General features: G+C 71.9%; 9 protein-coding genes. All 9 read right to left on the reverse strand.

Going from position 1 to position 12,249, the window contains the following annotated elements; genetic code table 11:
* Positions 1-61: 61 nt before the first annotated feature.
* Entirely contained in the window at positions 62-2,122 is a 2,061-nt protein-coding gene (locus ACZ7J0_RS00230) for a SpoIIE family protein phosphatase (protein WP_470882719.1), read from the reverse strand.
* Between the two features lie 86 nt (positions 2,123-2,208).
* Positions 2,209-3,048, reverse strand: coding sequence for a PaaX family transcriptional regulator (locus ACZ7J0_RS00235; protein ID WP_470882720.1), 840 nt, complete (start codon positions 3,046-3,048; stop codon positions 2,209-2,211).
* Between the two features lie 82 nt (positions 3,049-3,130).
* Entirely contained in the window at positions 3,131-3,871 is a 741-nt protein-coding gene (locus tag ACZ7J0_RS00240; protein WP_470884055.1) for a maleate cis-trans isomerase family protein, read from the reverse strand.
* A gap of 147 nt (positions 3,872-4,018) precedes the next feature.
* Complete coding sequence (locus tag ACZ7J0_RS00245) at positions 4,019-4,942, reverse strand: fumarylacetoacetate hydrolase family protein (RefSeq protein WP_470882721.1); 924 nt, start codon at positions 4,940-4,942, stop codon at positions 4,019-4,021.
* Positions 4,943-5,012: 70 nt separating this feature from the next.
* Positions 5,013-6,149 carry a cupin domain-containing protein gene (locus ACZ7J0_RS00250; protein ID WP_470882722.1) on the reverse strand — a complete coding sequence of 379 codons (1,137 nt, stop codon included), beginning with the start codon at positions 6,147-6,149 and terminating at the stop codon, positions 5,013-5,015.
* Positions 6,146-7,291, reverse strand: a complete 1,146-nt coding sequence (locus ACZ7J0_RS00255; protein WP_470882723.1) for a carbon-nitrogen hydrolase family protein — start codon at positions 7,289-7,291, stop codon at positions 6,146-6,148. The genes ACZ7J0_RS00250 and ACZ7J0_RS00255 overlap by 4 nt, the downstream gene beginning before the upstream one ends.
* 75 nt (positions 7,292-7,366) lie before the next feature.
* The gene (locus ACZ7J0_RS00260) at positions 7,367-9,871 is read right to left on the reverse strand and encodes a bifunctional salicylyl-CoA 5-hydroxylase/oxidoreductase (RefSeq protein WP_470882724.1); all 2,505 of its coding nucleotides are present in this window, start codon (positions 9,869-9,871) and stop codon (positions 7,367-7,369) included.
* Positions 9,862-10,584, reverse strand: a complete 723-nt coding sequence (locus ACZ7J0_RS00265; protein ID WP_470884057.1) for an acyl-CoA thioesterase — start codon at positions 10,582-10,584, stop codon at positions 9,862-9,864. The genes ACZ7J0_RS00260 and ACZ7J0_RS00265 overlap by 10 nt, the downstream gene beginning before the upstream one ends.
* Positions 10,581-12,206, reverse strand: a complete 1,626-nt coding sequence (locus tag ACZ7J0_RS00270) for an AMP-binding protein (RefSeq protein ID WP_470882725.1) — start codon at positions 12,204-12,206, stop codon at positions 10,581-10,583. Before ACZ7J0_RS00270 ends, ACZ7J0_RS00265 begins: the two co-directional genes overlap by 4 nt.
* Between the last annotated feature and the right edge of the window lie 43 nt (positions 12,207-12,249).

A 12,249-nucleotide genomic window follows, 5' to 3' on the forward strand; every position in this document is an offset into this window, starting at 1 on the left:
GGGCCCGCTCGTCCTGCGTACGCGGGACCACGCGCCGAGGTAGCCGGAGCGTCCGGGGGTGTCACGTTCCGAGGGTACGGGCGAGGAGCACGGCCACATCGTCCTGGGCGGCGCCGGGGAGCAGCCGGCCGAGGATGCCGTCGCAGAGTTCGTCCAGCGGCTGGTCGAGACGGAGCAGCGCCCCGGCGAGCTGGTCCATCCCCTGGTCGAGGTCCCTGTCGCGGGCTTCGATGAGGCCGTCGGTGTAGAGGACCAACAGGCTGCCGGGGGGCAGCGGCACCTCTTCGGTACGGAAGTCCTGCCCTCCCGTGCCCAGCGGCGTGCCGGGCGGGCCGTGGAGGAACGTGACCGGTCCACCCGGCGTGGCCACCAGCGGCGGAGGGTGGCCGGCCCTGGCGATCACGCAGGCGCCGGACGCCGGGTCGTGGACGGCGTAGACGCACGTCGCCATCTCGTCCTCGCCCAGGTCGGCCACGACGGCGTCGAGGGAGCTGAGCATCTGCGCGGGGGAGATGTCGTGCCGCGCCAACGTGCGTACCGCCGTGCGCAGTTGCCCCATGACGGCCGCCGCATGGATGCCGTGGCCCATCACGTCCCCGATGACGAGCCCGGTTCTTCCCTCGGGCAGCGCGATGACGTCGAACCAGTCGCCGCCCACGTCGTGGTCGCTCGCGGGCAGATAGCGCCCGGTCAGTTCCAGCCCGGTGGCGGCGGGGAGCGCACTGTTCGTCAGACTGCGCTGGAGAGTCAGCGCCGCTTCCCGCTGGGTCGTGTACATCCGGGCGTTGTCGATGTTCAGCGCCGCGCGGGCGACCAGTTCGTCGATGAGGACGCAGTCCTGCTCGTCGAACGGCTCGCGGCCGCGGAGCCGGGTCACCACGACCGCGCCGAGCACTTTGCCACGGGCGACCAGCGGGATCATCCGCGCGGAGCCGATGCTGGTGGCGAGGTAGTCGCGCAGTTTGGCGGCCCGGGGATCGGTGATCAGCGCCGGGATGTCCGACTGGTAGAGGTTCATCGGCCGTCCGCCGGCGATGACCCGCTCGTAGACCGAGTCGATGGGCAGCTGGAGGGTCATGCCGGGCTTCAGTTTGGCGGTGGGGGCGGTCGGATCAGGGAAGGCGGCCGCCAGGCGGCGGACCACACCACGGGTGGAGGCGGCGGCCTCGTCCGGGTCGAGTACCTCCTCGAGGAGTTGCACGTCGGCCGAGTCGGCGAGGTGGGGCACCAGGACCTGCACCACTTCCTCGGCCGTCTGCCGCAGGTCCAGGGTGGTGCCGATCCGTGTGCCGGCCTCGGCGAGCATGGCGAAGCGGTGGCGGGCGCGCTCGGCGTCGATCTGGGCCTGCTGGCCCTCGGTGATGTCGATGAGGGAGGCGATCAGACCCAGGCGCCGGCCGGCGTTGTCGATCAGCGGGGCGTAGGAGCAGGACCAGGTCCGCTCGCGCTCGGGGTCGGCCGGGGTCCGGCCGGTGCGGCGGGCGTCGACGACGGGCGTGCCCCGATCCAGGACCTTCCGCATCATCGACTCCAGCGCCGTGGCATTGACACCGGGCACCACCTCGGTCAGCCGCTTACCCAGGTGCTCGGCGGCGGAGACCCCGTTCATCCGGGCCAGCGCGTCGTTCACCCGCAGAAACCGCAGGTCGGGGCCGAGCGTGCCCAGACCGATGGGCGACTGGGTGAAGAGGCTCTCCAGGGCCGCCAGGGAGTCCCGCATCCGCAGGACCTCCGAGGTCTCCACGGCGATCAGCAGAGCTCCCGGCCGTCCCCGCGCGTCGGTGGCGGGGACGATCCACATCTCCATCGTCACCTGATGACCGTCGCGGTGCCGCACGGGCAGCGTTCCGACGACGGTCTCCCCCGCCTGGACCTGCCGTGTCAGCTGGTCGGCCAGCTCCCGGTTGACGTCGGGGACGAGCAGGGACGCGGCAGGGCGGCCGATGACGTCCTCGGCCTGGTGGCCGAGCAGGTCCTGGGCGGCCAGCGACCACTCCTCGATGCGGCCGTCCGCGTCCTCGCGCCACAGCGCGATCGGCAGCAGCTCACGGAGCACACCCGCGTATCCGACGGCCGCCAGCGGCGGCTCCGGGACCTGGCTCGTCGACTGGTGTGTGTCCAACGCACCGACCTCACCCCGAGGGGCCCTCTACCTACCGATCCACACTAGCCGAGACGCCGATGCGGGGCGCTTCGCGCGGCGGCGGCTCAGCCCTCCGCCTTTCGCTCGGCCAGGCCCGTCACGTCTTGTACGTACCGCAGGCTCGGCGGTGCCAGGACGGCGTGCAGCTGCTGGAACACCTGCCGCGCGGCGACCGCGTTCCAGTCGTCCGGCAGCAGTTCCTCCGGGAGTCCCGGGTCCAGGTAGGGCAGCCGCCGCCACTGGGTCAGCATCGGCACGTAATGGCGGAAGGCCTCCGCGGTGTCCATGCCGTCCCGGGAGGCCAGACGGTCCGCGACGGGGCCGAAGGTGTCGGTGAAGGCGGCGTACTGCGCCTGGATCGCCGGGAAGTCCCACCAGGTGCTGACGGACGTGCGCAGCTCGCTGAACGCCGCGTACTCGGATGTGAAGAGGTGCACGTACTCGCTCAGCCCGAGGCGCACAAGCGCGCCCCGGGCGTCGTCCAGGAGCCGGCCGGGAGCCAGCCACACGCCCGGGGCCATGTTGCCGAAGCCCAGCCAGGTCAGCCGTGTGCGCAGCTGGTAGCGGTGCGAGCGCTCGGACTCGGGTACGGAGAAGACCGCCATCACCCAGCCGTCGGCCAGGTCGGCCGGTGCCAGGCTTCCGAAGATGCGCCGGTCGCCCTCGTCGAAGACGGGGTGGACGGCCGGGCTGAGGCGGTAGCCGGTGGCGCCCCGCCGCTCCGGCTCCAGGATCCCCCGCTTCTTCAGGCGGGAGATCGCCGATCGCACCGCCGGCCCGTCGACGTCGAGCGCGGCCATCAGGACGATCAGATCGGCGATGGAGGCCCAGCCGCCCAGACGGCGAAGGAACGCTCCGTAGACCGTGTTGATCAATGAGCTGGGCCTGATGGAGCTGTCCGACATGATCGCCTTCCGTCGTATGCGGTGGCGATCCTATCCAGTGCCCCGCGCCGCCCGAGGGGCGGACCGGGCGGCGCGGGGGCGGTCATGGGGTGGTCTCCTCCCACTGGGGCAGCGGCGCGTCGGCGTAGGCGCCGGAGAGCAGGTGCCCCGCTCCGGGGGCCGTCGCCGGGAGACCGAGCGCGCGCAGCATCTGGTGCGCTGTGCACACCGCGGCCGAGACGACCGGCTTGCCCAGAAGCTGTTCGGCCTCCTCGACGGCTCCCAGGGACGGCATCTGGACGCATGCCGAGAGCACGACGGCATCGGCGTCGGCATGGTCCAGGGCGTCGGCGAGCCCGGGCAGCCTGGCGGGATCGTGCGCGGCGACATCGAGGTTGCCGGGGATCTCGAGCGCCGCGTAGTCCAGCACCGTGATGCCCTCGTGCGTCAGATAGTCCACGACAGTCCGCGTCAGCGGGCGCATGTACGGGGCGATAAGGGCGATCTTCTTGGCACCGAGCGTGCGCAGGCCGTGGACGAGGGCGCCTGCGCTGGTGACGACGGGCGCCGGGGCGCCGTTCTCCACCGTACGGCCGTGGAGGCGCCGCTCGGACGTGCGGTGGTAGCCCGGGCCCATGCTCATGATGGCCACCAGGCAGGCGTAGCCGAGCACGTCCACCTCGGCGTCGGACAGTTCGACGGCGCAGCGGTCGGAGTCGGCGTCCATGGTCTTGAGCTGCTCGGGCGTCACATGGGTCATGCGCATACGGCTGGAGTGGAAGGTGAACCGTTCGGGCGCGACGCGCTCGCGTGCGCGCAGGATGGCCGGGATCTCGGTTTCCATCGTGACGTTGGAACTCGGCACGATCTGGCCGATCCGGTAGGTGCGGTGGGACACGGGGGTGCTCCTGACGGTCCGGTCGAAGGACGGAGGGGTCGAAGGACGGACGGGTCGACGGGGAACGGGGCGGCGGAAGGGACGGGAGACGGGTCAGCGGGCGTCGACGACGGGATTGGACAGGGTGCCGATGCCCTCGACGGTGGCTTCGACGGTGTCGCCGGGGACCAGGAACTCCGGGGGGACCATTCCGGCACCCACCCCCGACGGCGACCCGGTGGCGATCACGTCGCCGGGCTCCAGGGTCATGCCCGAGGAGATGTCGGCGATCAGGCGGGCGATGGGGAAGAGCATGTGCCGGGTGTTCGACTTCTGCTTGATGACACCATTCACCCGCAGTTCGAGGTCCAGCGCCATCGGGTCGGGGACGTCGTCCGCGGTGACCACGGCGGGCCCGAAGGGCGCGTAGGAGTCCTGGCCCTTGGAGAAGAACCACTGGCCCGAGCGGCGCTGGTCGCGGGCGCTGATGTCGTTGACGATGCTGTAGCCGAAGACGTGGTCGAACGCGTCCTCCTCGTCGACGCGGAAGGCGGTGCGGCCGATGACGACGGCGAGTTCGCACTCCCAGTCGAGCCGGCTCGTCAGATCGCCGTTGTGGAGGATCGGCTGCCCGGGGCCGGTGACGGCGGTGGCGGGCTTGCCGAAGAGGACCGGTCGCGGCGGAAGGTCCTTGTCGGTGTCGAGGCTGCGGCTGGACTCCTCCACATGCTCGACGTAGTTGAGACCGACGCCGATGATCTTGCCGGGACGCAGCGGGGCGCGCAGGGAGACCTCGTCGAGGCGGTGGACGGCTTCGGCCGGCAGGCCGGCCGGGTCGTCGGCGAGCAGTCGCCGCGCGGTGTCGTGGACTTCGGCGCCCGCCTCGATGAAGTCCTTGAGGGAGTGCGGCAGTTGGACGCCGCGATGCTGTGCGAGTACGGCGAGATCGATGACGCGGTCGCCGACCTGCGCGCCGAGCCGGGCGGAGGTGTCGGGGGCGGGGGACGCGTGGGCGGGGGTGTAGGTCACCAGGCGCATGGGGTGGAGCTCCTCGCGGGGATGCGGGTTGGGGGGTCGGTCGTGAGGCGGTCGGAAGGAACGCGGGCGCCTAGGCGGCGGGAGAGCCGGTGGACTGGGCGACGGGCTGGTGACCGCCGTTGTCGGGGTACGCCTCTTCCCGGTGGAAGCCGAGTGAGCGCATCACGGGAAAGTCGTTGAAGGAGAAGAGGCAGGCGTCCTCGCTCGGGTCGAGGTTCGCGTGCTCGTGCCAGGCCCAGGACGGCACACAGAAGATGTCGCCCTCACGCCACTCGAAGCGCTGTCCGGCGATCACTGATACGCCGTGCCCCTTGGCCGCGGTGTAGATGACCGAGCCGGTGTGACGGTGGGCCCGGGTGGCCTGCCCGGGCCGCAGCAGCTGCATGTGCGCGCCCATGGTCGGCATGACGGAACCGCCGGTGAGCGGACTGGTGTACTCGGCGATCACTCCGTCGTACGGAGAGCCTTCCGTGGCCCTGGCCAGGTCGCGCAGCGACTCATAGGTCGGCTCCCACGGATAGGCGAGGAGCGGCGAGTAGGGCCGGGTCCACTTCTCCGCACCGTAGGGAAGCAGGTGCGCGCCATAGGTGAGGACGGAGGAATTGATCACCTTTCCGGGCTTCTGGTAGAGCTCCGGGTGGACCTCGTAGAAGCCCGCGTCGAGGGCGTTGACGAGGGGGATGTCCAGGCCGTCCTGCCAGATGACGGGGCCGTCGTCGGAGTCGTTGCCGTGCTCGTGCCAGGTGCCGTTGGGTGTGATGGCGAAGTCGCGCGGCCCGACCTTGAGCTTCTGTCCGTCGACGATGGTCCAGGCGCCGGTGCCTTCGTGGACGAAGCGCAGGGCGGCGGCCTGGTGCCGGTGGGCGGTCATGGCCTCGCCGGGCCCCATGATCTGCAGGCCGGTGTAGAGGAGACCGGCGGCGGCGCTGACGTCGCGCCGGCCGGGGTTGACGAGCATGACCACCCGGCGGCCCGCGTCATCGGCCGCGACCAGGTCGAGCGCCTTGCGGACCAGGGGGCGCAGCGTCTGGTAGCGCCACAGGACGGGCACGGACTTCGGCTGTGGGTACCAGGGCTCGATGTCGTTGGCGACGGTCCAGAGCGCGCCGGCTTCCAACTCGGCGAGTTCGCCGTAGTAGGCGGTGAGTTCGGGGGTGTCGGCCACGCGGGCCCGGCCCAGCCTGTCGTCGTCGTACTCGGTGGTCATGAGTCCTCCTTGGGGGTGCCTGTGCCTGTGGCTGTGCGCTTGCCGCCGGTACGAGTGCCGGTGCTGCCGCTCGCGAGAGGCGCGGGGGCGGCGCTGGAACCGGCGGTGGGAAGGGGCGGTGGGGTGGGATGGGACGCGGGGTTGGGAAGGGGCGCGGGGGCCGGTTCGCGGCCAACGGGTGGCGCGGCGAACGTCATGGGGGTGCGCGGGGTGTTGTCGACATGCAGCTGGAAGACGTCGAAGCGGTTGTAGTGGCCGACGATGTCGTGCATCTGCTTGGGCTGGACGCACGCGGCCAGGTCGATCTCGGCGTAGACGATGCCCTCGTCGTCGACCAGCGGTTCGGTGACGGGACGGCCGTCGGGTCCGAAGATGCCGGACAGCGCGCTGCGGGGACGGGCGAGCATGCGCCGTACGTCCTTGTCGTCCCCGGCCACGGTGTCGACGATCTCCGGCGAAATGGTGGAGCAGGCCACGACGGAGAAGACCTTGCCCTCGAAGCTGTGCGCGGCGGTACGGACGGCGATCGCGTCCGCCATGTCGTAGTCCTCGGGGGCGACCGGGAGCGCGATGTAGCCGGCCGCGTGCACCAGCTCGCCCTGCGCGAGCAGGGTGAAGCGGGCCAGTGTGTTGGTGTTCTCGCCGCAGGCCAGCACGCCGAGCGGCCCGATGGGCGTGTGGTGGACCGCGAGGGAACTGCCGTCGCCGCCCGTCCAGGTCAGTTTCTCCGCCCAGGTGGGCACGAGCTTGCGGTGCGCCCCCAGCAGTTCGCCGTCCGGGCCGATGGTGAGGAGCGTGTTGTAGAGGACGCCGAGACTGCGCGGGCTGCGCTCGTTGACGCCGATGACGACCACGACACCGTGCCGGCGGGCCGCCGCGCGGAGTGTGTCGACGTGCGGTCCGGGGACGTCGACGGACGCGTGGCGGAGCCGCGCGAACCACGGGGAGCCCTGGACCGGGTTCATCGTCCAGTTCCAGTACGGATATCCGGCGACGAACACCTCGGGCAGGACCACGAGGGAGGCGCCGTTGCCGGCCGCCTCCGCGATGAGGGCGACGGCCTTGTCGACGGTCGCGTCGGGGTCCAGATAGACGGGGGCCGCTTGGACGGCGGCGGCCGTGAAGCGGGGCAGGTTCTGCATCACTCTTCTCCTCGGACCCTGGGCGGGCGGGCCATGTCGGCGCCCCCTCCGGGCTGGTCGGGCGGGCGGGCCATGTCAGCTGACCGTCGCCGGTGCGGCGGCGGCGCTCCCGGTGGGCGCGGCCCAGCGCCTGCGTGCGGGAACGGGAGGTTCGCGCAGCAGCTGGAGGCGGGGCGGAACGCGGTCGGTGCGGGCACCCGGCGGTCTGCCGCTCCCCGCCTTCCACGACGCCGGCCAGGGCGCGGCAGGGCCGGTGTACTCCTGGGCCGCGGCGGCGTGCAGCGTCCAGAGGGGGTCGTGCAGCTGGGCACGCCCCACGGCGCACAGGTCGGCCCGGCCGGCCAGGATGATCGAGTTGACGTCGTCGTACGTCGAGATGGCGCCCACGGCGATGGTGGGGACGCCGGTCGCGTTGCGGATCATGTCGGCGTAGGGCGTCTGGTAACTGCGTCCGTAGCGGGGCCGTTCGTGGGCGACGACCTCGCCCGTCGAGACGTCGACGGCATCCGCTCCCGCGTCCGCCAGGGCGCGGCAGATCGCCACGGCGTCCGCCTCGCTGGTGCCTCCTTCGGCCCAGTCGGTGGCCGAGACGCGGACGAGGAGCGCCTTGCCCGCCGGCCAGACGGCCCGGACGGCCCGCAGCACCTCCAGGGGAAACCGCAGCCGCCGCTCGAGGGTCCCGCCGTACGCGTCGGTGCGCACATTGGTCAGCGGCGACAGGAAGCCGGACATCAGATGGCCATGTCCGTATTGCAGTTCGAGCACGTCGAATCCGGCCCGGTCGGCACGGCGGGCCGCGGCGACGAAGTCGCGGGCGATGACGTCCATGTCGGCGCGGGTGGCCTCGCGCGGGGTGGCACTGGCCGGGTCCCACGGAAGCGCGGACGCGGCCACCAGGGGCCGGCCGCTTTCGCCGAGGGGCAGGCACCGGCCGTCCGCCCGGGGCGTGCCGGTGGCGGCGCGACGGCCGGCGTGGGTGAGCTGGATGCCCAGGAGCGCGTCGGACTGCCGGTGGACGAAGTCGGTGATCCGCCGCCAGGCGGCCTCGTGTTCGTCCGCGTACAGGCCAGGGCACCCGGACGTGGCGCGCCCGTCGGCGCTCACGGCCGTCATGCCCGCCAGGACCAGACCGGAGCCGCCGAGCGCCTGGGTGCTGAGATGGACGAGTTCGAAGTCGCCGGGCACACCGTCGTGCGCCGCGTACAGCGCGGTGGGCGGCACGACGATCCGGTTGCGTACCCGCAGGCCTCCGAGCTGAAAGGGCCGGAACATCGGCGGTACGGCCCCGAGGGCCGGGGAGGCCGGTGCCGCCGCGGGGTGACGGCTGCCGCCGGACGACGGGGCCGGCGCCCCTGCTGAGGAGCGGCTGTCGCTGGGCGCGGCCGCCGGGGAGCGGCTGCCCGCGGACGCGACCGCCGTGGTCTCTGCCGCGTGCCAGGCGTCCACCGCTCCGGTGAACCGCTCGTCGCGCGCCCTCAGGTTGTCGTAGGTGACACGGCGGCTGCGGGTGAGCAGGTTGAAGGCGAACTGGAGCGGTTCCTGCCCGGTGTAGCGGCCGATGTTCTCGAACCACTCGAGGCTCGCCTGGGCGGCCCGCTGGGTGGACTCGACGACCGGCTTGCGCTCGGCCTCGTACGCGGCGAGGGCCGTGGGGACGTCGGGGTGCTCCCGGAGGCAGGCCGCCAGGGCGAGCGCGTCCTCCATGGCCAGCTTGGTGCCGGAGCCGATGGAGAAGTGCGCGGTGTGGGCCGCGTCCCCGAGCAGCACCACGTTCCCGTGCCGCCACGTCTCATTGCGCACCGTCGAGAAGCGGATCCAGCGGGAGCCGTTCGGGATGAGGCGGTGGCCCCCGAGAGGGCCGGCGAGGATCTCCTCGCACAGCCGGATGCTGTCCTCGTCGCTGGTTCCGGCGGGATGGTCGCGTTCGGCGAACCTGTCGAAGCCCGCGCGCCGCCAGGAGTCCTCGTCGATCTCGACGATGAAGGTGCTGCGGGTGGCGTCGAACGGATACGCGTGGACCTGGAGCGTGCCGAAGTCCCGCTCCGCGACGATGAAGGTGAAGGCCTCGAAGACCTTGTCCGTGGCGAGCCACATGTAGCGGCAGCGCCGTTCGTCGAGATCCGGCACGAAGGTCTCCGCGTACGCGCTCCGCGTCGCCGAGCGCACACCGTCGCTCGCCACCACGAGGTCGTAATCGGCGGAGAGTTGAGCGGCGGGCGGCGCCTGCGTGCGGTACCGGACGTCGACGTTCAGCGCGGCGCACCGCTCCTGGAGGATCTCCAGCAGGCGCTTGCGTCCCAGGGCCGCGAACCCGTGGCCACCCGAGGTGAGGACCTGGTCCCTGTAGTGGACGTCGATGTCGCTCCAGCGAGCGAACCCGGCCGACATGGCCGCGAAGATCTCCGGGTCGGCCTCCGCGATTCCGCCGAGCGTCTCGTCGGAGAAGACCACACCGAATCCGAAGGTGTCGTCGGCCGCGTTGCGCTCCCAGACGGTGATCTCCCCCTCCGGGCAGAGCTGCTTGGCCAGAGCCGCGAAGTACAGCCCGCCGGGCCCTCCGCCGATGACTGCTATGCGCACGGCGTCCTCCTTGTGGATCCGGGCAGTTCGGGAGACTGCGGGCCGGCCGTGGACAGGACCTCGCGGACCTCGTCGGGCCAGGGCGTGGAGCCGGTGGCCCGCGCGGCCGAGTGGACGATCGTCATTCGGCCGGTGGCCACGGCTTCGCCGACGCCCTCGCCGCCCTCGCCGCCGCGCACCGTGAAGGCGTAATGCAGCGACGACGTCCCGACCTTGGTGACGCGCAGTTCGATGCGGACCGGGTCGCCGAACCACAGACGCGCGCGGTAGTCGGCCTCGAAGTGGACGCGCGGGGTGCTCCCGAAGAGATGGGCCAGCCCGAGCCGCCGGAGCAGGACCGCCTCGGCCGCCTCGGCCCAGCGCACGACGGTGGAGTGGTGGTAGTGGCCGGCGGCGTCGGTGTCGGGCCACTCGACCCGTCGCTCGATGACGACGCTGGGCAGGTCCGGTGGGGGTGCGGGGGGGCGGAGTGGACGCGTGCATGGGGGTCGTGCCTTTCGTCGGCCGGCGTCGCCGGATCCGGGGCTGTGAACGTGCGGAAGCTGAGCGGGACGGAGAGATACAGGAGTGGAGGGAGAGGAGTGGAGGGAGGGAGGAAAGGGGAGGAGGGGAAGCGGGAGGAAGCGGCGGGGCCTGGGGCGCGGCCGGGCACCGGGGTCGCCGGGCCGGCGCTCGGTGCCCCGGGTGGGCGGCGGGCGGGTGAGGGGCGTCAGCCGATCGCGCTGCCCGCCCGCCTGCGCAGCTCCCCGCGGCGGAGCTTTCCATTGCTGGTGCGCGGCAGTTCGGCGACGAACTCGACGGCGCGTGGGTACTTGTAGGGCGCGATGACGCCCTTGACGTAGTTCTGCAGTTCCTTGACGGTCACGTCCCCGGGTCCGACACCGGGGCGCAGCACGACGTACGCCTTGACGACCATTCCGCGCGTGTCGTCGGGAGCGCCGACGACGCCGCAATCCACTACGTGGGGGTGGGTGAGGAGCGCCTTCTCGACCTCGGGGCCGGCGATGTTGTACCCGGACGAGACGATCATGTCGTCGCTGCGGGCCACGTACCAGAAGTAGCCGTCGCGGTCCCGTATGTAGGTGTCACCGGTGATGTTCCAGCCGTTCCTGACGTACGTGCGCTGGCGCGGGTCGTCGAGGTATCGGCACCCGGTGGGGCCCGTGACGGCGAGCAGGCCCGGCTCTCCGTCGGGTACGGGCTCTCCCGCCTCATCGACGACCCTCGCCCGGTAGCCGGGGACCGGCCGGCCGGTGGCCCCGGGCCGGATGTCGTCGTCGGCGGCGGAGATGAACACATGGAGCATCTCGGTGGCGCCGATGCCGTCGATGATCCGCAGGCCCGTCGCGGCGTGGAAGCTCTCCCACACCTGGGCGGGCAGGGCCTCCCCGGCGGACACGCACCGGCGCAGGCCCGCCAGACGGTCCACGGCCCCGGCCGCCATGATCGCGCGGTACGCGGTGGGCGCGGTGAACAGCACCGTGACGCCGTGTTCCGCGACGAGGTCGGCGAGCCGCTCGGGCGAGGCCTGCTCGATGAGCAGCGTCGCCGCCCCGACGTGGAGGGGAAAGACGACCAGGCCACCGAGTCCGAAGGTGAAGGCGAGCGGCGGTGTGCCGGTGAACACGTCGTCGTGCCGCGGCTTGAGGACATGGCGGGAGAACGTGTCGGCGTTGGCGAGCACGTCCCGGTGGAAGTGCATCGTCGCCTTGGGCCGCCCGGTCGTCCCGGAGGTGAAGGCGATCAGGGCGACATCGTCCGCGGCGGTGACGACCGTGGAGAACGTGTCGTCCTTCGTCGCGCAGCGCCGCGTGAGGTCCAGGTCACCAGGACCGCCGTATGGAACGACGACCAGACCGGGGGTGTCGGCGGCGTGGAGTTCGTCGACGTAGCGGTGGTCGCACAGGGCGACGGCGGGGCCGCTGATGTCGTGCAGTTGGGCGAGCTCGGCGGCGCGCAGCATCGGCATCGTGGTGACCACGACGCCTCCCGCCTTGAGGACACCGAACCAGGAGGCGACGAGCCAGGGGTTGTTGGGTCCGCGCAACAGGACGCGGTTGCCGGGGCGCAGGCCCAGGTCTTCGGTGAGCACGCGAGCGACCTGGTTGGCGCGGTGCTGCAGTTCGCCGTACGTCCACCGGTCGGTGGGGGTCAGCAGGCAGGGGCGGTCGGGGCCCCATCGGGCCACGGCGTCGTCGAGCAGACGCGCGGCGCAGTTGAGACGGTCCGGGTACCGCAACTCGGGGAGGTCGTAGTGCAGTTCGGGCCAGAGGCGGAGGGCGGGGAGCCGATCACGGCAGAACGTGTCCACATGGGCGGACGGGGAGAGCTCCATGGGGCGCACCAATCTCGGGGCAGCAGAGGGAGTGCCGCAAGTA

The organism is Streptomyces sp. NPDC038280 (assembly GCF_055600045.1).